Consider the following 23702-nt stretch of genomic DNA (forward strand, 5'->3'; position numbering starts at 1 on the left):
CTTGTATTAAGATTCCCAATCAAGTTGGGAATGACGATCTCTTAAGAAATATACCTACTTAAAATTTATCTGTCAATCATATTGATTTTTATATCATAAATTATTCCTCAGGATGACAAACTTATTCTGCTATTTCAAACTTTTAGTTAAATTCAACCTTAACTCCCTAATCCCTTCCGCTACCAAACCAGCTACCTGTTTAGCACCATTTGGACTTAAATGCGTATCGTCTTTTTTGCCCTTTGGATAATTTACATTTCCCGAATCAACATAGTTGAATAATTTGATGGATGGTTCATCTCCCAGGCTGGTCAATAAGCTTTCCGTTTTAGCCAGCATATCAATTAAGGGTACATTTAGCGAATCGGCTACCTGGCGGGTTACGCCTGCGTAATCGCCATGAGAATTTATTAGTATTCCATTTTTAAAACTTCTGCGGGAGATGGGTGTGAGTAATACCGGGAAGGCTTTTTTACTTCTGGTTTCTATCACGTAGTTAATCAAGTTTGTTTTGAAATCTGCCAGTGAAACGCCAACGGCCGGTTTATCAACTTTCTCATCGTTATGTCCGAATTCGATAAAAACATAATCTCCAGGATTTAACTGTGCCAATATCGGGTCCCAGCGCTTTTCGGCTCTGAACGATTTGGTACTCCTGCCGTTCAAAGCCCGGTTATCAACCGCAACATCGGATTTAAAATAAGACTGGAGTGCCATTCCCCAGCCGGTTTCGGGGTATGCTTTTTCTTCTTTATTGGCGGCAGTTGAATCGCCGATGATGTACAGCTTTGTTTTCTTTTGCACGAAAGCAAAGGAGCATAAAATGAATAAAGCTATAGTTGCAAAAACCTTAAAATAATTTATTCTCATTCTATTAATTTTTGATTGGATTCCATTGATCTGTGCCGCCCAGAATGTTTTCTAAAGTATAGCTTTTTGCCTCTTTATAAGTGAGTTGCTTTGCCCAGGGTAACCTCGTTTTAGGGGAGGCGCCATCACCATTGTTTTTATACTCTGCATAAAAAACGGTTAATTCCTTATCCGGGAACATCAGGTCACCTTTCCATGGATTCCAGCCTTCGGGCAAAATATGCTTTCCCAAACTGCAGCTCATGAATACCGTTTTAGCATAAGGTCTCCATGGTCTGCCCAAATAAGCTTTTGTTACCAATGGATCTGCAATGAGCTTACAATTTTGAAAAACAAACCCAAATTTTTGTTGTGCTGAAGTTGAGGCTGCCGTAATGTAAGAATCGCTTAAACTTTTGATGGTACAATTTTGAAAGACCACTGTGGCTTTACCAAAAATAAAATCTGTAGTGCCTTCAATATAACAGTTTTGGTAGTACTGCCTGCTATTTTCAACTGCCGTATAAAGCGTATCCTGGTTACCCATAAACCTGCAGTTTTTTGCTATAAAACGATCGCCTTCTACATGCAGTGCAACGGCCTGGCCAACGCGACCTGCTGAATTGATGATACTTAGATTTTCGAAATGGATATCATTACCCTGAACCAATACCGTAAATGAGGTATAGGTACTGAATGTAGTATGCCCAAAAACATCCTTTCCTAGTGGATTGGCTTTACCTGAGTAATCAGCATTGGTGATAATGGTGTTTTCAGTACTTTCCCCAACAAGGGCAATTTTGATTTTCCATGATGGAATAATCAACTTTTCTTTATAAATGCCGTTTTTGATATAAATTTTAACTTCCAGCTCGCCTAAATCACGTATTGAGTTTACGGCTTCCTGTATAGTACTGTAGTTCCCTGAGCCATCTTTAGCAACAGTAAGTGTAGCTGGATATTTAGGGTCCTGGGCATAGGTGTAAAGAATGAAAAAGGTATTTAAAAGAAGCAGCGTAATTAGTTTAAAGTATGGGGTTCTTGTCATTATGGTATCGTTTCTCGCAGTTGACCAACTTTTGCTAGTTAAATTTATTAAAAAAGGGCAGATTAAAAACCTGCCCTTCATAAAATAATTTAGTATGTCCACCTAGGGTCACCAATTGGGCCACCTGTACTTCCGGCACTTCTTAAAGGAGAGGTTACCGGTAGCGTAAAGTCGGTTGTAGTTACCGTCCAGCCAGTATTGATGCTCTGGTTGGTGACCAAAGTTGCGGTACCAAAAGTTAAAGCTGTACCCCCTGTTAAGGCACTCATTAAATTAAAGTAATTGCTGTTCGAAATCCTTAGTGTACTTCCTGTGCCAGTAGCTCTTATGGCCGCGGCATTAATCGTTCCTGATTTAGGAGTGTTGGCTAAAATACTGTTTACAATGGTGAAATTGATCGGGTTTGCGTTTGCATCCAGCAAAGCATACTTAGCATTTCCACCAAAACCATTAAAAGTAGAGTTGGCAATAACTACTGTTGGAATTACATCGCCCGCATAAGTGGTACTTGCAGTTACTATACCTGGACCCGCATTGTAAAAAGTAGATTTCGACACCGTTAACGTATTGAACTGCATTTTATTCAGATGGAAGGTATAATAAGCTGATGAACCATTGGCTCCCATATCGTAAACGATCGAATTGTTTACCGTAATTGCTGTGATTTTGAAATCACGGGCTGCTGTTCCCCTGTCGCCACGTAAAAACGAAGTAGTAGAACCATGTACTATACAATTATCAACCATTACGTTGGTAAAGGTTGCTGCAGCACCGTTAGCTGTCTGTGAGCCAATGAAATTGATGAAATATAAAGATGCGCCGGCAGTGCCATCAAGTTCGATACCAGACAATATTATTCCTGCACCGGTACCTTCTACATCAAACTCTTTGTAATTTACTTTGGTATTTTTAGGTTCGCCAGAAGTAGATTTAAGGGTAATGGTTTTCTGGGTAATAAATGTGGCGGCTGCCGATATGTTATAGGTACCCGGGTTTAAGCCGATTATAGCTCCATTTGCAGCTTTGGCAATTGTAGCAGCCAGATCATCGCCTGGGTTTAACGTTACGGTATAAATGGTTGGTGCCAATGTGGTAAAAGTAACCAATCCCTTACTTTTGGTGCCAGCAAAAAGTTCGGCCGTATATTTTGTGCTGGCAGTTAAGCCTGCTATCGCTTTAAAGCCATCTACAGTAGCCTCATTGTTGCTCAATAAAACAGTTATGGCTGTACCAGTGGTTGGGGTTAATACAATAGAGGTTAAGCCTGTTGTTTTGGTAAAATACAGTTTGGCAGTTATTTCTTTAATTTCATTGTCGCGAACCGCGGTAAATAATTGAATCCCGGTTAACTGAAAAGCACTGCTACGTACGTATTTAGATTCTGGCTGACTTTCGGTTGCATTGGCCTTAACCCTTGCATAATATTTTGTCCTAACAGCTAAATTGTCTTCAGTTACTGTTACGCCTGCCGTATCGGCTGTCGTAGTATAGTTTACCGTTGCAAACAACGAATCGGTAGAAACATCGATACTGTATTTGAAGGTTTTTCCTGTCGACATTAAAGGGGTGGTCCAGGTTAATTTAGCAGAAGTTTCTGCTGCCGTAATTTTGATATCGCTCGGCTTAAATATCCTTGCCGGATCTGTTGGTACATCATCTTCCTTTTTACAAGCAGAAACCATCACAACCATTAATGATAAAATGATCAGTTTAAGCCCTAATTGATTGATAATTCTTTTCATGATTGATAATATAAATTGCGTTAGTAACCAAAGTTTTGAACCATGCTTGGGTTTTCGATCAATGTCGTTTTTGGATATGGGAAAAGCTCTTTTTTGTTGGCTTCGAAGTAAAATGCAATACCGGTTGAAGTACTGGTAATTGAATTGTCTTCAGTTACTGCTTTACGCCAGTTCTTGGTAGTATATCCCGTTGGGGCTGTTGAAGTATTCAGGCCCGGAGACGCAAAAACATTGTTTGGAACGCCGCCATAAAGGTCGAGCGTGGCCACTTCATTTACGCTGGTTCCCAATAAATAATTGCCCTCTTTAGCATAAATATAATTAGGTACGCTGGCATAATCGCCTGTGCCGGCAATTAATGCACGTATTTTGGTGCGCGTTTCATCAAATTTGCTGGCCAGTAAATTCCAGCGGATTAGATCATATTTGCGGATTCCCTCACCACCAAATTCTAGTAAACGTTCTTTAACGAGAGCATTAAAAAAGCCTGTTTTATCCGTTGGTGTTACCGGAATTTGGCTTTCAAATCCTGCATAAGCTCTTTTTTGTACCTCTTGCAAAGCACTAACCGCTGTTGCAGATGGAGCACCATTAATTTCATTGTCAGCTTCTGCATACATCAGCAGCACATCTGAGAAACGGAGCATAGGCCAGTTTACCCCAAAAGTTTGCGAAGCAGATGAATTGCTAAAGGTAGTCCAAGATTTACGGAACTTGCCATCTGTCATGTTAAACAGCGTATTAATGATTTTTTTTGATGATGCCACAATTTCAAAAACACCAATGGTTACATCTCTGCGGCAATCTTTTGTTACGTCAAATTCGTAAAAATAAGTAGGGATGGCATTCATCCCGCCACCGCCAGAACCAAAAGTAGAGGCAGAGTTAAAACGGATCCCATTGTAATAACCCAGTTTACTATCAGTAGATGCATTACCGCCAAAAGCAGGTACTTCAAACATAAGTTCATGGGCGTCATCATAACGGGTTGTAGTATGCAGGGTTCTAAATACATTCTCATACACCGGATTTAGATTATGTTCCGAACGGTGGTTCATAATGTCCAGGCACTCATCAAAAGCAATTTTATAGTAAGTTAAATAATCAGAACTGCGTTCCATGGTATGGCTCGCTGATCTTAAAGAATAACCACCTCTTGCTAAGGCTATTCTGGCCCTTAAGCCTTTAATTGCTCCTTTTGTAAAACGGAAACTGCCATATTCGGTAATGCCACTTCTCCAGGGCACCAGGTCTTCAGCCATTTTTAAATCGGCAATAATCTGGTCGTAAGTTTTATCGCGGTTTACATTTGGGCCATATAAAGTTTCTGCATCTGCCGATGGTACGAAAGATGCAGGTACATCTCCCCAGTTGCGGATCAGTTCATATAAAAACTGTGCCCGTAAGGTAAGCGCTTCGCCATAATAGCGTTTCATGATGGTTTTCTCCGCGTCTGATCCATTGGCATAAAGTTTAGATGCCGGAATAAATTTAATGCAGATATTTGCTCTTTCTACACCTGCATACAATTGTAAAAATGGATTAATTAGATCGGTATTGTCAGAACTTGCCCCATACATGCTAATCCCCCTGCGGTCAGAAGAACTGTAGCTTCCTGATGTTTTAAAATCATCGGCAGTAAGACCAAATAAGGTCGAGATCCGGCTACCGTAACCGTTATCGCCGCATAGGCGGTTATAAATAGCAATAATAGCCGCATTTGTGTTAACAGTACTTTCGAAAACCACATCAGGTGAAGAGGTTGAGGGCGATTGTACATCTAAATATTTCTTGCAGGAAGTGGTTATGCTCAACGCTCCAACAGCAATTACCATTAAAGCCGATTTTATCAATTTATTGTTCATTTTCTTTAATGTTAAGAATTAAAATATCATGTTAATTCCAGCCAGAATGTATCTGCTGCGTGGGTAAGCCGCATAATCTATACCCGGTGTAAGCGGATTTGAACGACGCGTATTGGCTTCCGGATCGTAACCGGTATAACCTGTTATGGTATATAAATTGTTAACTGTCCCATACACCCTCAGCTTTGAGATAAAGCCTGTTTTTTTTATCAGTTTTTTCGGTAAATTATAACCCAATGTTAAGTTACTGATCCTTAAAAAGGAGCCACTTTCAACGGCGTAGGAGGTTAAGGCATAGTTTCCTCCTGTTGGCGTCCATAAGGTGGTATTGGCATTCATGGCCGTTAATAATGCCGGGTCAGTTACCTTTATGCCGTTGGCATCAAAGTTCTGCCATCTATCGTTCATCACTGAAAGTAAATTATTATCTTTTACATTGTATTGCGAAGTAAACTCTAATTTGTTGGCGTTGTAAACCTTATTGCCGTAGCTAAAGTTTACGAACACGGTTAAATCGAAGTTTTTATAGGCAAATTGGTTGTTCAAACCACCTGTAAAGTTCGGCTGAGCGGTACCCAGTACGGTCCGGTCGTCATCTCCGATCATCATGCTCGCTGAAGAAGAAAGTTTCTTAACTTTCATATCTCCCGGCTGTGGATCACGGCTTCCCAATAATACCCTGCTGTTGGCAACCGTTGGCTTAAGCGTATAGGTATAAGCACCTGTAGTTGTATTTTGGACATAGGTAAAATCATCAACCGTGTATCGCCCATCAGATATAAAACCATAAAATTGTCCTACAGGCTGACCTACCTCCACTTTAAAATCGCCTAAGCTGTTTACCCAGCCCGATTGCGTAATGTAAGAGTTTACGCCGTTCTGCAGTTCAACAATTTTATTTTTATTGAATGAGATGTTGAAACTAGTATTGTAAGTGAAGTTTCTGGTTTTAACGGCCTGATAGTTTAACTGTATTTCAAAACCTTTATTCTGGGTTTTACCAACATTTTGCTGCTGTGTAGAATATCCTGTAGTTTGTGGTACGTTTGCATTCAACAATAGGTTTTTGGTTCGGTTATCGTAATAATCTAAATTTAGTGATAGCTTGTTTTTAAATAAATCGATATCAATACCCAGGTTTTTTGAAATATTGGTTTCCCATGTGATGTTCGGATTGGATAAAATGTTTCCGGTTGCTGTACCCGAAATCAGGCCTGTTGAAATGGCGCCATCTGTAGCAGCATAACCTCCAGTAGTAGAACTTAGGTAAAACAGGGTTCTGAATAAATCCTGGCCAATACGGTTATTCCCGGCAGCACCATAACTAAACCTCACCTTAAAATTTTCCAGCCAGTTTAGCTGCATGTCTTTGATAAATTTCTCTTCTGTAACCCGCCAGGCCACCTGCGCTGATGGAAAATAGCCCCATTGTTTGCCTGCTGCAAATAATGATGAAGCATCGGTTCTAAAATTTACCGTGGCCAGGTATTTATTTTGGAAACCATAAGATGCCCTTCCAAAAATCGAAAACTGTCTGGTGCCTGAAATTAATGATGTGGGCCTATCTTGAATGGTATTTGCCGGAGCGCCGCTCACAAAAGCATCATCGGGAGAGATATTGACAGGTAAAAATTTAAGTACTGTTGTTCTTGAATCAATATCAACCATGTTGATTTCCTGGCCAACTAATAAGTCTAAACTGTGGTCTTTGCCCAGGTTAGGTTTATAGTTGATGGTATTGGTGTTGATAAATGATTTTTGAGCTACCGTATCTAACTGAATGGCTGGTAAGCCCGCATTGTTTCTGGCCACATTACTTACCGGACCATTAAAAGTATTGGTATGTCTGCTGGTTCTGTTATAACCCACGGTACTCTTTATCGTTAAGTTTTTAAGGATTGAATATTGAACATAACCGCTCGAAATTAAATCATTGCGGTAGTCGTATTTTAATTCCTGGTTGGCCAAAGTAATGGGGTTTGTCAATCCTGTAGTTAAATAATCGGCATCAAATAAATCGCCTGAATCTGATCCGCCCGAATAAGGTTGGTAACGCACTGAATTTCTTAAACGGTTGGTGCCTTGCGAGCCGGTAGAGCTTGTGCCTACACCATCAACCCGCTGACGGCTGTAGCGTGCATTTAATCCGGCCCTGAATTTATCTGAAAATTTATGGTCCAAACGCATCGAAGCAAATGTTCTTCTATAACCGGAATTAAGCATAATACCATCTTCCTTGGTATTGTTTACCGAAACATTATAGGTAGTTTTAGAAGTTCCGCCCGATAAATTTAAAACTTCCGTATTGCTCCATGCCTGACGGCCAAAAACCTTATCCTGCCAATCGATATTTGGAATATTTTTGTAAATGTCAAGATCTTCAAAAGTGCCGTATTTCTTGGTAAAAGTATCTTTTACATCCTGATTGGTATTGTTGTTATATAATTCATATTGATATTTGATAAACTCATAAGGGTTCATCACATCCAGCTTATTTACAATCTGTCGCGCACCTGCATAAGCATCAAACGAGACAATCGGTCTTCCTTTTTTACCGCTTTTTGTGGTAATGATCACTACACCATTGGCACCTCTGCTACCATAAATGGAAGTTGAGGCAACATCTTTTAACACATCAATGGATTGGATTTCGTTTGGAGATAAAATGGATAAGGCATTTTCAACCTGGATCCCGTCTACAATATACAAAGGAGAGTTATCGCCCGTAAGGGAGCTTCCACCACGTACTTTAATTACGATTTCGGCACCAGGGCTTCCCTCTGTTGTGGTAACTGATACTCCGGCAAGTTTGCCTGCCAATGCCTGTGCGGCAGTACTTACTGGAAACTGGTCGATATCTTTCCCGGTAATGGAAGAAACAGAGCCAGTTAAAGCCTCTTTACGTACAGAGCCGTAACCGATATTCACCGTCACCTCTTGCAGAGTGTTGGCATCTTCATCTAAGTTAACATCAACTTTGGTTTGATCGGTAATGGTTACATTTTTGGTTTTATAACCCACATAGGTGAAAATGACTACTGCGCCTTTTGCAGAAATACTGATTTTGTAAACACCATTGGCATCTGTGCTAGCGCCTGTCTTCGAATCTTTAACAGTTATGCTAACGCCAACCAAGGGTTCTCCCGTAGTTTTATCCTTTACCGTTCCGGTAATCTGCCTAGTTTGTGCGTGTGTTACAGAAGATCCAAAAAAAGAGAAAAATGCTAAAAAGAGTAGAACTCTGCTCATAAAGTTATTTATTTTGAAGTGATTTGGTTATTTAAGCTGTTGCAATTGCTTGCATATAGAATATAATTCTATTTCGAGATGTTATAGTTGATTTATATTTGGTTACATTAGCTTAACAATTTTACAAACTAAAAAGCAATTGAAATCAGATTTAACTAAAAAAGTGTGCAAACGTTCCCAAAAACGTTACATCAACGTTTATTAATGTTGTGGCGTAAATCGGCCTTAAGAGATATTTTTTGTAACTTGTACGCAATACGAACATGAGATTTGAAACATCTACCATCAAAGATATTGCTAAAGCGCTCGGACTGTCTACATCTACGGTTTCCAGAGCTTTAAGAGACCGTTACGAAATAAGCGAAGAGACTAAAAAACTGGTTTTGGCCTATGCCGAAAAGGTTAATTACCGTGCTAATCCTATTGCGCGCAGTTTGAAAGAACGCCGGAGTTATTCCATCGGTATTATTGTGAGCGAAATTGCCAACAACTTTTTTTCGCAGGTGATCAACGGCATCGAATCAATCGCATACGATAAGGATTACCATGTGATTATTTCTCAAAGCCACGAATCATACAAGCAGGAAAAATTAAACGTAGAGCACCTGGCATCGCGTTCTATTGATGGTTTGCTGATTGCGCTATCATCAGAAACGCAGGATATTGATTATTTAAGGCAATTGTATGCCAAAGGTTTACCCATCGTATTTTTTGATCGCGTGCCCGTGGATTTTGAAACCCATAAAGTAATTGCCAATAACTTTAAGGGTTCGTTTGATGCCACAGAACACCTTATCCTGTCAGGAAAAAGAACTATTGCCCATTTAACGAATTCCGAAAACCTCTCTATAACGAAAGAACGGTTGGCAGGTTATACAGCCGCTTTAGCTAAATACCATATCGAATTTAGGCCCGAACTGGTGAAATATTGCCAGCATGGCGGGATGCATAGCGCAGAACTGGAGCAAGCCGTAAAAGAACTTTTGCCGCTTAATCCTGACGGGATTTTTATTTCAAGCGACCGCTTAACCACAGGCTGTATTATGGCACTAAAGAAAACCAATCCGGAGGTAGCGCACAAGCTTGCCATTGCAGGTTTTACCAATTCCAACCTGGTTGATTTGTTTTCACCGTCGTTAACTTCCGTGAAGCAGCCTGCATTTGAAATGGGTCAGGTAGCTACCGAATTATTAATTTCGATGATCGAGGCTAAAAGGCCTGTTACGGAGTTTGAAACCAAGGTTCTGGATACAGAATTGGTGAAGAAGCGCTGAGCGCCAAGCGGTTGGCGATTTCTGCAAAGCATGGCGTATCTGCCGCAGAGCGTTCTGCGGTATAGTCCTGTTGTACAGCACTCCAAACTCCCTCGTCTCAACTCCAAACTTACCATCCATCGCTGAGCGCCAAACGCTCTACGCCAAACTCCCTACAAATTATTACCTTTGCAGCATGGTAGAAATCATATTAAAAAAGGGCAAAGAAAAAGCGGCATTACAAAGACATCCATGGGTATTTTCCGGAGCATTGGAAAAAATTAAGGGGAAACCCGAAGATGGTGATGTTGTAAAAGTTTTTGCTTTCGACCATGAATTTCTGGCCTATGGATATTTCAACAGCAATTCGCGTGTTGCCGTTCGTCTCTTAGAATGGAACGAAACACAGACCATTGATCATAGCTGGTACCAGAACCGTTTAAAACAGGCCATTGCTTCGCGTCAGTTTATTTTAAACGAAGAGACCAATACTTGTCGTTTGGTTTTTAGTGAAGCCGATTTTCTGCCAGGCTTAATTGTTGACAAATATGCCGATTTCCTTTCTTTGCAGATTTTAAGCTCCGGAATAGAGAAAGTAAAAGCAGAAATTGTAGAAATTTTAAAAACTGAATTAAATCCAAAAGGAATATTTGATAAAAGTGATGCAACTGCACGTACCCACGAGGGTTTACCAATTGAGAATGGATTACTTTGGGGAGAAAATCCACCAGAATTTTTGGAGGTAAAAGAAAACGGGATTATTTATCATATCAATATTGCAGAAGGACAAAAATCAGGTTTTTACTGTGACCAACGAGATAACCGAAGCATTTTAGCTAGTTACACAAAAGGTAAGAAGGTTTTGGACTGTTTTAGCTATAGTGGCGGTTTTAGCTTGAACAGTTTAGCAAATGATGCTGCAAGCATTACCAGCGTAGATAGTTCGGGTTTAGCTATTGAAACCCTGAAGCAAAACGTAGCCTTAAACCAATTTGATGGCGATAAAGTAACAGCTATCCAGTCGGATGTAAATAAACAACTCAGGGCTTTTAAAGAAGCTGGAGAATGGTTTGATGTGATTGTGCTTGATCCACCTAAATATGCACCATCGCGTTCAGCATTAGATCGTGCAGCGAGAGCATATAAAGATTTGAACCGTTTAGGGATGTTATTGCTGGAAAAGGGTGGTCTTTTGGCCACTTTCTCTTGCTCTGGTGCGGTTGATATTGAAACCTTTAAACAGATCATTGCCTGGGCGGCGCTTGATGCAGGCAAGGAAGTACAGATTATTAAACAATTCTGCCAGCCGGAAGACCACCCGGTTCGGATTTCTTTTCCTGAAGGAGAATACTTAAAAGGACTATTGCTAAGGGTGCTGTAAATTTCTTTCCTTTAGCATTCAACTTTAAATCACAAAGACACCAATTACCAGGTTATTTTAAACATTAACAAGTATTATCGTGTCTTTGTGATAAACTGAAAAGGAATCTAATTATCCAACCATCACTTTAGCGGTAATCGCTAGTCTGTTCCAGGCGTTAATGGTAACTATCGCCATAATTAGCTGTGCTAATTCCTGCTCATTAAAAAAGCTCGCGGCTTTTTGATAAGTGGCATCAGAAACATGATGATTAATTAACGTTACTTCTTCGGTTAAAGCTAAAACAGCTTCTTCTTGCGGTGTGAAGAGGGTAGTTTCACGCCAGGCATTTAACAAATACAAACGTTGTTCAGTTTCGCCGATTTTACGGGCATCTGTTGCGTGCATATTTAAGCAAAATGCACAGCCATTAATTTGTGATGCACGCATTTTAATCAATTCTAAAAGAATTGGATCTAGTTTGCTGGTTGACAGGTATTTCTCTAAACCATACATGGCCTGGTAAGCTGCAGGTTCTACTTTTGGGATATCAATTCTACTTTCCATTTTATTTGTTTTTTGATGACGATGTAAAGTTCCACATCCAGGTGTTTAAAAAACTTAATGTAGTTTAAGAAATGATTATTTAACCGCAAAGGCCGCCAAGTTTTGCGCGGAGCTACGCAAAGAGATATACTTTTATCCTCCAACACTACTACATTTATAAATTAACCACATAGTAAAAAGAGATTTTCACGGAGTTGGCACTGAATGAATTTGTATTGCACCCAACTCTGCGTGCTTCGCGTTTCTTTCTCTGCGAACTTTATAGTTAACAAACGATTATTTCTTTGCCCTGATTTTACTCAAAAACTCTGGGGTAAAACCCAGGTAAGAGGCCAGCATGTACTGGGGCACGCGTTGTACAAACTCAGGAAATAACTGGTTAAAATGGCGGTATCTTACTTCCGCTGTTTGGCTATAAAGGAATTTTATCCTTCTTTGCGATGCCTGATGATTTTTTTGGAGAATCAATCTAAAATACCGTTCCAGTTTGGGTAATTTACGGAACATTTCATCGTAATGGTGGTTTTCAATCGCGATCACTTCAGTTGGCTCCGCCGCCTGTATGTAAAATTCAGAATGCTCCTGAAAAAGAAAGCTGGTTAGATCGGTAATCCACCAGTTTTCAATAGCAAATTGAGTGGTCTGTTCGGCACCTTTTATATCGATGAAATATAGCCTAAGGCAGCCCTTTACTACAAAATAATTTGCCCTGCAGGTGTGCCCTTGTTCCAGTAAAAAGCCCTTCTTTTTAACAGATAATGATTGGAGAAAGGGGGCAAGAATTTCCTGCTCATCGGTACTCCAATTTATAAATTTATTAATGTGTTTAAAAAGTGCGCTACCCATTGCTGATTATTTACCAGACGAAAATAATGATAACCATCAGGATTTAACTGAAATTTTAGGGGCTGGTTTAAAAGTATTGCGAAAATCTTCAAGTTGCTTACATATCTGCGGCTTTTAAAATATCGTTTGCATAATTGCCCCAGTCTTTTAATGCACTTTTTAAAATATCGCTTAACTGTTTCTTATTAACAGGTTTTCCTTTAGCGGGTGTTTTAAGCTTATCATTAGCTATTTCTATATCCTTTACCGCAGTGGCGAACCAGGTAATATGTTCACGTGGTAATGCCACACCTAATATCATGCCCGGTAACCCATTAAAGGTTTCCGGCCCTCCCGATACGGGAATGCTTTCGGCGTAAAAAGCGACCACATAGATCGAATCCATAATCAAAGCATTTGCCCTACGACAATCGTAACCAGCAATGGTTCTAAATTCATCCGTTATTTTCCAGTTTATCTTACGAATTGAATCTTTAACCAGGTAGGTTTCTTCGTAAACTGATTTTTGATTGATGCTCGTGCCCGACTTTAAATTTGTTAATATAATATTGTTTTGTTTAGCAGACGCAAAATTGTTGGCCCAATTGTTAGTAGTGCTTTCATCAGCAAATGGATTAAAGAAAGTTTGGTCGTTTTTAAAAATAAGCTCACTTTTTAAAGTTTTAAATTGTGGATTATTTTTTTGATACTGTTCTAAGGCTTGGGCACTCCAAAAATTGTCGGGGTAACGCCGTGCCTGGTCTTTAAGCAATGCATATATATTAATCTTCTTTTCAAATTCAATAATACCCTGGTGTACAAACCTGGCATTTTGTGCCATTGCATAATTTATGGTGCAAATTAGCGTGAGTATAGCGTGTTTTAGTTTCATTTAAAATTTTCTAAAAGATCTGTTTTGTGCTATTTCTTTGTTAGCGGTGCAAATTATTTTTGAGGTGTTCCTCCACCCATTTTGTTAAAATCCCAAACTAAAGAAAACATAAAATATCTGCTGATATTATTGTAATTGGTTTGGGTAATCATATTTGAATAGGCATATCGCCTGAAGCCGCGGTTTTGGTTAAACAGATCATTTCCCCTGATGGTGAACTTCAAATCTTCTTTTTTAAAGAACGATTTTGTAACCGAAGCATTGATAATGACCTGTTCAAAACTGGTATCGAATGCCTGCGATTTAGGTGTATAGCTATACTCTCCATCGGCCTGGAGTTTGATTTTCTTTGGCAAATTAAAACTCATACTTCCCCAACCCTGTAAGCCCCATCCTTTATTAGATCGATCTTTTTGTAAAGAGGCTACCTGTGCATTGTAACTCGGACCAAAACTTAAAGAGATTTCACTTTTATCTTTATATCGGCTAATATTCAAAGAGGGACTAAAACGGGTACTGATAACCTGGTTTAATTCTACTTCTTTACCGAATTGACTTTTTACATAATTATAACTGGTATTACCTCCTGCATTTAAACTTAAGCCAACTTCCGTATCAAATAAAAATTTCAGTTTTTTACCAATACTACTGTAAATATTATAATTAAAAGGTGTTTTATCTGAGAGATTCACTGATTTGGCAATTGTTTTTCCTGAGGTATCGGTTTCTGTGTTGCTAACAATAGCTTTGTTTACGAAGCTGAAATTACCACTGATATATATTGATCTTTGACTTAGCACTTTATAAGAATTATAGCTTGCACTGAAGCGATTATTAAATGATGGTGCAAGGTCAGGGTTACCTAATGTTTGATACAATGGATTATCATTTACTTTTACAGGTTGCAATTGGTTTACTGTAGGTTGATCGGTGTTTCCGTTATAGCTGATGCGTAAAGATTTTTGTGCAGAAAATTTATACAGGTAGCTGGCCTGTGGCAACCAGTTAACAAAGCTTCTTTGATAACGCTGAGCGGAAAGCTGTTCCAACTGATCGAAATTTACGGCGCTTACCTTACTCCCAAAACTAACGGTTGTTTTAGGTTTTTTATAATTAAGGATTGCTCCGGCCTGATTAATGTATTGTGTGGCTTTAAAATCATTGCTAAACTCTTTATCTAATACATCGTAATTTCCTGGTGCCGATTGATTGAAAGACTTACGGTCTGAACGACTGTCGTTAAGGCTAAATCCATAGTTTAAAACTAATGCTAACGATTTGCTCAATGGCTCGTTATAGGTTACATTGGTATTTAAAACGGAATTATGTGTGTTGTTTGTTTTAAACTGATCGGTTACCTGACCTCCATTTTTTACGCCTGCTTCGTTAAAATACTGCACATCCGAATATAAAAATCCTTTACTATTGATCTGATTGATCATTTGACTAATGCTCACTGAAAAATTACGCCCCGGTTTTTTAAGCTTCTTGGTATAAAACGCAGAGATGTTAAAATTTTGCTCCTTACCATCATTGCTGTTCTTCTGATTATTACTATTTAACATCGTATTGTTGCCCCTTAAACCCTCGCTATTTGAGCTGGAAGTATTGTCGCTGTTTTTAAGCATGCCATCAACCGATAGCTTTAAATTACTTGTGGTGTCTAACTTAATGGTATAAATAGCATCTAGTTTTTGCCTAAATACATTCCGGTCAGAATTTTCATCGGTAGTGGTATTGATAATCCCGTCTGGCAAATTATTTTGGCTGATGGTATTTTTAGTCGTTTTAATGCCTAAAGCGCCAAGTTTGTAATTGGTGTTAATGGTTTCCTTGTCGCTATTCCATTTATTATCATAATGTGCACCACCGGTTATTGCCCTCGGTACACCCTCTCCATAATAATTACCACTTTCCAGTTCATCGCCACCGCCATAGCTAAACCACACACTTCCATCATCACCCATCTGCATGTTATCATTCCCCGTACCCAATTTATTATTGTCCTGCCAGCTTAGTCCTGTTGTACCATTGTTGCCAGCTGTGCCATAAACAGAAAACTTCTGTTTTGCTTTAAAGCGATTGAACAATACCTGTCCCTTATAAAAATCGCGAGTGCCATAACCAGCATCAACTTTGCCGAAATAACCGCTTTTTTTATCTTCTTTTAGTTTAATATTGATAGTCTGTGTTTTCTGTCCATCATCTACGCCGGTAAATGCTGCCTGATCGCTTGACTTTTCATAAAGTTGTACCTTATCTACCATATCTGCCCTTAAATTTTTGGTAACCAGGGTTGGGTCATCGCCAAAAAACTCTTCACCATCAACCAGTACTTTTGGTACAGTTTTACCTTGTGCAGTTATCTTTCCATCTTTATCTACCTGTATACCGGGTAGTTTCTTTAACAGGTCTTCTACCTTATCATTCGGTTGGATTTGATAATTTGAAGCATTGAATTCTGTCGTGTCGCCCTTAATTTTAATGGCTGCCTTTTCTCCCTTTATAATAACATCTGCAAGTATTTTGGCCATCCCGGTAAGGTTGATTTTGCCATAATCTTTAACTTGTGTAGTAGAATCGAGCGTAAAATGATCTACAAAATCGGCATACCTGGGGTAGGAAACCAATAAGATAAATTTCCCGTTTTTAATTCCGGTAAGTTCGAATGAACCATTTTCCGCCGCCCGCGTGAATTTCACCAAAGTAGAATCTTTTGCATTTAAAATGGCGATAGAAGTTCCGGATAAAAGCGTTGTCGATGCCGTGTCAATCGTTCGGCCTTTGATGGTATGAAGATGCTGTGCTTTGGAATATGTGGAGATAAAAATGAAAAGGCATAGCGAGAGTAACAGGCGTTTCATATATAGGATTTGGTTTTACTTACCGAATATAAACTAATAAATTAGTTTTTTTTGGAGATTTAACCTTTTTTAACATTCAGCTTTGAACAGGTTTATTTGATCTTCAGGTTTACTAACCAATCATTTTTCGTATAGGCTAATTCGGCGTTCGTCTATAAATAAAAGTGCATGGTATAATAGCCCATAACTGGCTGAAACGTTTTTGCTATACCGCAGTCTTAATTACAAAACCACCTAATAATTAGGGATTTAAAATAAAGATTTATAAACATAAAAATATTAAGATCATGAAAACTTTTATCAAAAATTTATTCTCAGCAGCATTAGTAATGGTTACTTTAAGCAGCGTAACAGTTGTAGCACACGCAACAGAAAATAATGCCAGCTACAGCACATTAACAAATGTGAGAAACATCAGCAAAATTGTAGTTTCAGGGAACGTGAAACTGATCCTTGTTCAGGATGCCAGAGAAAGTGTTGAGGTGTATGATCAGTACTACACTAAAAACGCTCTGGTGCAACAACAGGGTGAAGAGCTAAGAATCAGCTCTTTTGATAAAACTACCTTAACCGTAATTGCTCACGTAAACAACCTGACTGCTATTGAAGCTTCAAATACCGCAAATGTAATTACAGCCGGAAATTTTAACCTGTTAAACCTAAGTATTGTTTTAAATGATGAGGCATCAGCAAATATTAGAACCAGTACTGTTAGTTTATCAACAAACGTTAAAGATGGTGCATCCTTAAAATTAGAAGGGGCTACCGATTTACACCAGGCTGTTATGGGTATCGCATCCAAAATAGATGTAGCTGGTTTTACAGCTCAGGAAAGTAGTATCAGATTAACAGGAAAATCACTTTTAGCAAACAACAAGTCCCGTTATGACGACATACAGGTTTCTTTATTGGAAAAATTATTCTAACTCCATCATATATTTTACCACAAAGGCGCTGAATTTTAAGTTTAGCGCCTTTTTTATTAACGAAGGTTTCGAACATCCATAATTATGAATCTTAACCAATATAGATTGCTTCGTCGTTCCTCTTCGCAATGACGAATTTTCTTTACAAATCAAATTTAATTCCCTGCGCTAATGGCAGCGTATTCGAATAATTGATAGTATTGGTTTGTCTGCGCATATAAGCTTTCCAGGCATCCGACCCGCTTTCCCTGCCACCACCTGTTTCTTTCTCGCCGCCAAAAGCGCCGCCAATTTCAGCGCCTGAAGTACCAATATTTACATTGGCCATGCCGCAGTCAGAGCCATTAGCTGATAAAAATTGCTCTGCCTCTCTTAAATTCAAGGTCATAATAGCCGATGATAACCCTTGCGGAACAGCATTTTGTATGGCGATGGCTTCCGCTAATGTTTTGTATTTAATCAGATATAAAATTGGCGCAAAGGTTTCGTGTTGAACAATCTTGAAATCATTCTGCACCTCAGCAATGCATGGCTTTACATAACATCCGCTGGTATAGTCATCGCCGGCTAAAACACCACCTTCTACCACAAAATTACCACCTTCAGCCTTACATTTAGCTATAGAATCTAAGTAGGCTGCAACCGCATCCGTATCAATTAATGGACCTACGTGGTTATTTTGATCTAAGGGATCGCCAATGCGTAATTGTCCATAAGCTTTAACCAGTTTTGCGGTAAAAGCATCATATACACTTTCGTGTATAATTAGCCGTCTGGTAGAAGTGCAACGCTGGCCAGCTGTGCCTACCGCGCCAAATACCGCACCGATTAAACTCATGTCTAAATCGGCATGTTCTGAAATAATAATGGCATTATTGCCACCAAGCTCCAACAGGCTTTTTCCTAGCCTAGCGCCCACCGCAGCGCCTACTGCCTTGCCCATTCGTGTCGATCCGGTAGCAGAAATTAAAGGAATTCTTCCATCGTTGGTCATGAGTTCGCCAACTTCCCGATCGCCTAAAACCAGGGAGCAAACCCCTTCGGCTATAGCGTTATCCTTAAAAACCTTCGCCATAATATGTTGGCAGGCTATGGCCGTTAAAGGAGTTTTTTCTGATGGTTTCCAGATGCAAACATTGCCGCAAACCAAAGCCAGGGCTGCGTTCCAGCTCCAAACGGCTACTGGGAAATTAAAGGCAGAGATTATCCCCACAATTCCTAAGGGGTGCCATTGTTCGTACATGCGGTGGCTTGGGCGCTCGCTGTGCATGGTTAAACCATAAAGCTGTCTGGATAATCCCACTGCGAAATCACAGATATCGATCATTTCCTGCACCTCACCAAATCCTTCCTGCAAACTTTTCCCCATTTCGTAAGAAACTAAGGTACCCAGGGCATCTTTATTTTTACGTAATGCATCACCAAACTGACGGATAATTTCGCCTCTTTTTGGAGCGGGAACCGTACGCCATTCGGTAAATGCCGATTGTGCTTTTAATACAACAGCGTCGTAATCAGCAGGACTGGCAACCTTAGCCGAAGCAATCAGTTTACCATCAACAGGAGAAAAACTTTCTAGGGTATCGGTATTCGATTCGCCTCCCCAATGGCTACCTGTACTATAGGCTGAATTGACCGCTTTTACGCCCAATTTATTTAAAATGGATTGAATATCTGTAGTCATATATCTAACGATTTACACAAAAAAACAAAAAAATAAAGGAAAGCGGACTACGTTTTGCGCTTAACTTTATCACAATTCTTAATATCTTACCCTAATTTTAAGCATCACCAATATTTAATGAAAAACATTAAACTATTATTCATAGCTCTTTTAAGCTTCGGGCTCAGCCTTAACGCACAAACTAAAAAGGCTACCAATACGCTGCTTTGGGAAGTATCTGGAAACGGATTAAAGAAACCATCCTATTTGTTTGGAACCCATCATTTTACCAATAAGGAATTTGCAGATACCATGCAGGTTTTACAGGCCAAGTTAAAATCGGTTGATGGTGTAGTGGGTGAGCTAGTAATGGATGGCAGCCTACAAGGGCGGATGGCCCCGTTTTTAGTGATGAAAAACAATACGCTTGATCGTTTATTTACTGCCGCTGAATACAAGGAAGTCGATGATTATATTAAAGCCAGGAATCCGGCTGTAAACTTAAAACAACTAAACAGGTTTAAGCCCGCAATGGTTGGTGTATTGATGATGCTTCTTGATAACCCTGAAATGCAAAATATGACCAATGGCATAGACGAAAGTTTTCAAAAATATGCCAAAAATAATGCTAAATCCGTACATGGTTTAGAGACTGCCGAATATCAGGGTGCGCTTTTATTTGATGGCGATCTGCAAAAACAGAAAAAAGCCTTACTTAAATCAGTTAGGGAATCGGATAATAATAAAATTAAATTAAAGGAGCTTACCGCCTATTATCTGGCGCAGGATATGGACAAATTAACTGATTTCTTTAGAACACAAGAAGAGGAAACCCAGGAGTTTATGACGGAGATGCTTAAAAACAGGAACCAACGCTGGTTGGATCAGCTCCCTGCCCTGATGGAAAAAGAATCGTTGTTTATAGCCGTTGGCGCGGGTCATTTAGTGGGCGCTGAAGGGCTGATAAAAGGTTTACAGGCCAAAGGTTATGCCTTAAAACCGATAGCCACCAATTAGGAACGAGATAAAAAGTTGATGGAATTATCACAATTCTTAATATCTTGCCTTCGAGATACTGACTTATAAATCTTAAAAAATGAATAAAAAACTTATTGCCTGTGGTGTACTATTGGCCGCTGTTTTTGCAGCCAATCCGCTTTTCGCGCAGGAGCAAGCTGCAGAAAAATCAAACCTCAGCGTTTACCGCGTAACCCCAACCAAAATTAACGACCTGGTACATACCAAACTTGATGTTTCATTTGATTATGCCAAACGCTACCTGTACGGTAAAGCCTGGATAACGTTAAAACCTCACTTTTACGCCACCGATTCGCTAACGCTTGATGCGCAAGGGATGGACATTAAAACGGTTGCTTTGGTTGGTGCCAAAGGGAATACCCCGCTTAAATACACGTATAATGATAATAAGTTATACATCAATTTAAATAAAAAGTACACTAATGCTGAAAAATACACCGTGTATATTGCTTATACGGCCAAACCTGATGAGCTGAAAGTAAAGGGAAGCGCAGCCATAACCGATGCTAAAGGTTTATATTTTATCAATCCTGATGGTACTGATAAAAATAAGCCTACACAGATCTGGACACAGGGCGAAACGGAATCTTCATCGGCCTGGTTTCCAACCATCGATAAACCCGATCAGAAAACAACTGAAGAAATTTCGATGACGGTAAAATCGAAATACACTACCCTGTCGAACGGGAAAATGGTGAGCCAGAAAAACAATGCTGATGGTACAAGAACCGATACCTGGAAAATGGATTTACCCCATTCGCCATACTTATTTATGATGGCCATAGGTGAATTTAAAATCACCAAAGACAATTATAAAGGTAAAGAAGTAAGCTATTACCTGGAACCTAAATATGCACCTTACGCCAAACAGATTTTTGGTAAAACGCCTGATATGATCCAGTTTTACAGCAATTTATTGGGCATAGATTATCCATGGAATAAATACGCACAGGTGGTAGCGAGAGATTATGTTTCTGGAGCGATGGAAAATACCACAGCCACTTTACATGGCGAGCAGGTACAGAAAACAGACCGCGAGCTGTTGGATGGAAACGAAGAAGGTACCATTGCACATGAGCTTTTCCACCAGTGGTTTGGCGATTATGTTACGGCCGAATCGTGGTCTAACTTAACCATGAATGAATCTTTCGCCACCTTTGGTGAGATCATCTGGCATGGACATGATGCCGGCAAGGATGCTGAAGATAAGTCGCGTTACGAAAAATTACAATCTTATCTCGGTTCAACTAAAAAAGGCGAAAGTCCGGTTTTAGCTCGCTTCTATTACAATGATAAGGAAGATATGTTTGATAATATCAGCTATGCCAAAGGATCGGTTATTCTGTATGCCTTAAAAAACCAGATGGGCGATGAGGCGTTCTATAAGTCGCTTAACCGTTACCTGACCACCAATGCCTTTAAAAATGGCGAAACACACCAATTGCGTTTGGCAATGGAAGATATTACCGGAAAAGATTGGAGTCCTTATTTTAATCAGTGGTATTACAATGGTGGCCACCCAATTTTAAGCATTGATTATGGTTATGAAGACGGCAAGGCAACCATTAAAGTGAAGCAAACACAGGATACCAGTGTACAGACCTTTACGATGCCGGTTAAACTTGATATTTATGCAGGAGGCAAAAAGATAAGGAAAGAGATTCTGATCAATGGCCGTGAGCAGAATTTTAGTTTTGAGGTGAGTGCCAAACCAGATTTAATCGATTTTGATGTAGATAAAATTTTAGTTGGCGAAACTAATGACAATAAAACGGCTGAAAATTATTATTTTCAATACAGAAATGCGCCAAGTTATGCCAATAGAATTGAGGCCTTACAATTTATTATGCAGAGTAAAGCCAACAGCGGTCAAATGGTGTTGTTGGAAGGTTTAAAAGATAAATCGGCAGATTTACGCGCTTTAAGTATAGCTGGCATTAACTTAGAAGACGCCCAAATTAAAGCAGCTGCATTACCAATCCTACTTCAGATTGCCAAAACAGATAAAAATACCGAAGCCAGATCGGCAGCTATTTTGAAACTGGCTGAAACCGGAGACCAAACCTATAAAGCTTTAGTGTTAGAAAGTTTGAAAGATAGATCTTACAAGGTAATTGCTGCCGGTGTTGATGGCCTGGCCAAATTGGCGCCACAGGAAACGATGTCTGCCATAGCAGGTTTAGATGAAGATACGAGAACGCATATAGCACCTTCAATCGCAACCTTATACATCAATGATCCAAAAGACGACTATCAGGCATTTTATGATAACATCATGCTTACTGGCGATAGGGATAAGGTATTTGGTGTAGTTGGTCAGTATTTTCAGTATTTGAGAGCTAACACTAATCCTGCAGTTACCGAGCAAGGTATAACGAACATTGGCAACGCCATTGAAAGATTAAAGTTGCAGCCTTATTTAAACAAACAACTTGCAGGTGCTTATACTGCAACTGCACAGGGCAAAGCGAAACAGGCTGATGCTGCAAGCGGAGAAGCAAAAGCAAAATTGAACAAGCAGGCCGAGTTATTTAAAAAAGGTGCAGCTGATTTAGGAAAGGAATAGCATTAATACTAAGCTTTAATGATGTCCTAAAAAGAAGAAGCCCGTTTGATTGATTCAAGCGGGCTTCTTTATCGTTAAAGCGGTTTACATTACTTATCTAATTGAAACGTATTTAAGCGTATCGGTAGCCGATCGGCTTGTTGGGCTAGCTCCCCATTTGAAAGAGATGTAAAAAGTTTGTGTGGCCGGATCGTAACGGTTATCGTAAGCCGGATCATTTGCTAAAGTTGCATTGCCCTTGCTTTTCATTGTTACCTTGTTCGTTGCAGGATCAACATTAATGGTTAATCCATCAATACCGCCGGCTCCATTACCGTCTGCCCAGTTCTGAGAAAAATTGACCGCATTAGCGCCATTACTCGACAAATCTTTACTCAAACCTTTAAAAAAGCCAGTTAAGCCGCCAGTATCACCCTCTCTGAAAACATAACCTTTGCTGGAATATTTTCCGTCGTAACGATTTCTAACGGCTACATTAATAACTACAGCGCCAAAGTTTTTGCTGATTACCTCGCTTGAAGCATCTTTGATAATTATAGGTAAACCGTAACCAATGGCAGGATCAAGTGCTGTACTCACAAACTTTACCGGAACCTGCACCCTACGCCCATTCGCAGGAATCGTAATCGTTGTCGGCATTGTAAAAGCATTCGATGGTACTATCTTTAATGGAGTATCTGTTGGATGCGCCTTATTATATGTTAAAAGTGTAGCCGGATCAATAGCTAAAGTGACATTAATATCAGTTGGCTTTGTGCTTGATGCTGCATAGTTAATATAAAAGTAATAGTCAGTTGGAACATCTTTTTGAATAAGTGAGGTGCTTAAAGAGTTGATACTGCCATCACCAACCGGTGAGCCAACAGGAATTTCTACAACTGGTGTTGTTGATGAGAAATCAGGTTGCTCATTTTTGTTCTTCAGACAAGAAGACAGACTTATTATGCATAATGCTGCAATAAGTCCTTTAAATATATTTTTATTTTTCATCGTTT

At 39.5% G+C, this 23702-nt stretch carries 16 protein-coding genes; 5 read left to right on the forward strand and 11 right to left on the reverse strand.

Annotated elements, in window-relative coordinates:
• Window positions 1-129: 129 nt before the first annotated feature.
• The 5 genes from BLR60_RS05840 to BLR60_RS05860 form a co-directional block, all read right to left on the reverse strand.
• Entirely contained in the window at window positions 130-870 is a 741-nt protein-coding gene (locus tag BLR60_RS05840; protein WP_090497739.1) for a rhamnogalacturonan acetylesterase, read from the reverse strand.
• Between the two features lie 4 nt (window positions 871-874).
• The gene (locus tag BLR60_RS05845; RefSeq protein WP_090498013.1) at window positions 875-1897 is read right to left on the reverse strand and encodes a pectinesterase family protein; all 1023 of its coding nucleotides are present in this window, start codon (window positions 1895-1897) and stop codon (window positions 875-877) included.
• A gap of 89 nt (window positions 1898-1986) precedes the next feature.
• On the reverse strand, window positions 1987-3639 hold the full coding sequence (locus BLR60_RS05850; protein ID WP_090497742.1) for a DUF4957 domain-containing protein: 1653 nt from the start codon (window positions 3637-3639) through the stop codon (window positions 1987-1989).
• A 20-nt stretch (window positions 3640-3659) separates the two neighbouring features.
• Window positions 3660-5504 carry a RagB/SusD family nutrient uptake outer membrane protein gene (locus BLR60_RS05855; RefSeq protein ID WP_090497744.1) on the reverse strand — a complete coding sequence of 615 codons (1845 nt, stop codon included), beginning with the start codon at window positions 5502-5504 and terminating at the stop codon, window positions 3660-3662.
• A gap of 18 nt (window positions 5505-5522) precedes the next feature.
• On the reverse strand, window positions 5523-8753 hold the full coding sequence (locus tag BLR60_RS05860; protein WP_090497746.1) for a SusC/RagA family TonB-linked outer membrane protein: 3231 nt from the start codon (window positions 8751-8753) through the stop codon (window positions 5523-5525).
• Window positions 8754-9016: 263 nt separating this feature from the next.
• Between BLR60_RS05860 and BLR60_RS05865 the strand changes: the two genes are divergently transcribed.
• Both BLR60_RS05865 and BLR60_RS05870 read left to right on the forward strand, forming a co-directional pair.
• Window positions 9017-10027 (forward strand): LacI family DNA-binding transcriptional regulator, encoded by a 1011-nt coding sequence (locus tag BLR60_RS05865; protein WP_090497748.1) that lies wholly within the window; start codon window positions 9017-9019, stop codon window positions 10025-10027.
• 175 nt (window positions 10028-10202) lie between these two features.
• The gene (locus BLR60_RS05870; RefSeq protein WP_090497750.1) at window positions 10203-11387 is read left to right on the forward strand and encodes a class I SAM-dependent rRNA methyltransferase; all 1185 of its coding nucleotides are present in this window, start codon (window positions 10203-10205) and stop codon (window positions 11385-11387) included.
• A 111-nt stretch (window positions 11388-11498) separates the two neighbouring features.
• Here BLR60_RS05870 and BLR60_RS05875 read toward each other — a convergent pair whose 3' ends face one another.
• The 4 genes from BLR60_RS05875 to BLR60_RS05890 all read right to left on the reverse strand — a co-directional run bounded on the left by BLR60_RS05875 (window position 11499) and on the right by BLR60_RS05890 (window position 16514).
• Window positions 11499-11933 (reverse strand): carboxymuconolactone decarboxylase family protein, encoded by a 435-nt coding sequence (locus BLR60_RS05875; RefSeq protein WP_090497751.1) that lies wholly within the window; start codon window positions 11931-11933, stop codon window positions 11499-11501.
• Between the two features lie 276 nt (window positions 11934-12209).
• Entirely contained in the window at window positions 12210-12779 is a 570-nt protein-coding gene (locus BLR60_RS05880) for a Crp/Fnr family transcriptional regulator (protein WP_090497753.1), read from the reverse strand.
• A gap of 97 nt (window positions 12780-12876) precedes the next feature.
• Complete coding sequence (locus BLR60_RS05885) at window positions 12877-13650, reverse strand: GLPGLI family protein (protein ID WP_090497756.1); 774 nt, start codon at window positions 13648-13650, stop codon at window positions 12877-12879.
• Window positions 13651-13703: 53 nt separating this feature from the next.
• Window positions 13704-16514 (reverse strand): outer membrane beta-barrel family protein, encoded by a 2811-nt coding sequence (locus BLR60_RS05890; protein ID WP_090497760.1) that lies wholly within the window; start codon window positions 16512-16514, stop codon window positions 13704-13706.
• A 287-nt stretch (window positions 16515-16801) separates the two neighbouring features.
• On the opposite strand from BLR60_RS05890, the gene BLR60_RS05895 reads away from it, so the two are divergent.
• Entirely contained in the window at window positions 16802-17440 is a 639-nt protein-coding gene (locus BLR60_RS05895) for a GIN domain-containing protein (protein WP_090497763.1), read from the forward strand.
• A 142-nt stretch (window positions 17441-17582) separates the two neighbouring features.
• Here the strand turns inward: BLR60_RS05895 and amaB are convergent, their stop codons facing one another.
• Window positions 17583-19124: an L-piperidine-6-carboxylate dehydrogenase gene (gene amaB, locus BLR60_RS05900; RefSeq protein WP_090497765.1), complete on the reverse strand. Its 1542-nt coding sequence runs from the start codon at window positions 19122-19124 to the stop codon at window positions 17583-17585.
• A gap of 117 nt (window positions 19125-19241) precedes the next feature.
• Here amaB and BLR60_RS05905 point away from each other — a divergent pair, with 117 nt between their 5' ends.
• Entirely contained in the window at window positions 19242-20120 is an 879-nt protein-coding gene (locus BLR60_RS05905) for a TraB/GumN family protein (protein WP_090497768.1), read from the forward strand.
• A gap of 79 nt (window positions 20121-20199) precedes the next feature.
• The gene (locus tag BLR60_RS05910) at window positions 20200-22707 is read left to right on the forward strand and encodes a M1 family aminopeptidase (protein ID WP_090497770.1); all 2508 of its coding nucleotides are present in this window, start codon (window positions 20200-20202) and stop codon (window positions 22705-22707) included.
• Window positions 22708-22800: 93 nt separating this feature from the next.
• Here BLR60_RS05910 and BLR60_RS05915 read toward each other — a convergent pair whose 3' ends face one another.
• Entirely contained in the window at window positions 22801-23697 is an 897-nt protein-coding gene (locus tag BLR60_RS05915; protein ID WP_167354695.1) for a DUF1735 domain-containing protein, read from the reverse strand.
• Window positions 23698-23702 lie beyond the last annotated feature (5 nt).

It is taken from the genome of Pedobacter terrae (assembly GCF_900100705.1).
In the GTDB taxonomy this organism is placed as follows: domain Bacteria; phylum Bacteroidota; class Bacteroidia; order Sphingobacteriales; family Sphingobacteriaceae; genus Pedobacter; species Pedobacter terrae.

Excerpts from the sequence above, each read along its gene's own strand:
- BLR60_RS05840 (WP_090497739.1), bottom strand. The coding sequence starts at position 870 with ATGAGAATAAATTATTTTAAGGTTTTTGCAACTATAGCTTTATTCATT.
- BLR60_RS05845 (WP_090498013.1), bottom strand. The coding sequence starts at position 1,897 with ATGACAAGAACCCCATACTTTAAACTAATTACGCTGCTTCTTTTAAAT.
- BLR60_RS05850 (WP_090497742.1), bottom strand. The coding sequence starts at position 3,639 with ATGAAAAGAATTATCAATCAATTAGGGCTTAAACTGATCATTTTATCA.
- BLR60_RS05855 (WP_090497744.1), bottom strand. The coding sequence starts at position 5,504 with ATGAACAATAAATTGATAAAATCGGCTTTAATGGTAATTGCTGTTGGA.
- BLR60_RS05860 (WP_090497746.1), bottom strand. The coding sequence starts at position 8,753 with ATGAGCAGAGTTCTACTCTTTTTAGCATTTTTCTCTTTTTTTGGATCT.
- BLR60_RS05865 (WP_090497748.1), top strand. The coding sequence starts at position 9,017 with ATGAGATTTGAAACATCTACCATCAAAGATATTGCTAAAGCGCTCGGA.
- BLR60_RS05870 (WP_090497750.1), top strand. The coding sequence starts at position 10,203 with ATGGTAGAAATCATATTAAAAAAGGGCAAAGAAAAAGCGGCATTACAA.
- BLR60_RS05875 (WP_090497751.1), bottom strand. The coding sequence starts at position 11,933 with ATGGAAAGTAGAATTGATATCCCAAAAGTAGAACCTGCAGCTTACCAG.
- BLR60_RS05880 (WP_090497753.1), bottom strand. The coding sequence starts at position 12,779 with ATGGGTAGCGCACTTTTTAAACACATTAATAAATTTATAAATTGGAGT.
- BLR60_RS05885 (WP_090497756.1), bottom strand. The coding sequence starts at position 13,650 with ATGAAACTAAAACACGCTATACTCACGCTAATTTGCACCATAAATTAT.
- BLR60_RS05890 (WP_090497760.1), bottom strand. The coding sequence starts at position 16,514 with ATGAAACGCCTGTTACTCTCGCTATGCCTTTTCATTTTTATCTCCACA.
- BLR60_RS05895 (WP_090497763.1), top strand. The coding sequence starts at position 16,802 with ATGAAAACTTTTATCAAAAATTTATTCTCAGCAGCATTAGTAATGGTT.
- amaB (WP_090497765.1), bottom strand. The coding sequence starts at position 19,124 with ATGACTACAGATATTCAATCCATTTTAAATAAATTGGGCGTAAAAGCG.
- BLR60_RS05905 (WP_090497768.1), top strand. The coding sequence starts at position 19,242 with ATGAAAAACATTAAACTATTATTCATAGCTCTTTTAAGCTTCGGGCTC.
- BLR60_RS05910 (WP_090497770.1), top strand. The coding sequence starts at position 20,200 with ATGAATAAAAAACTTATTGCCTGTGGTGTACTATTGGCCGCTGTTTTT.
- BLR60_RS05915 (WP_167354695.1), bottom strand. The coding sequence starts at position 23,697 with ATGAAAAATAAAAATATATTTAAAGGACTTATTGCAGCATTATGCATA.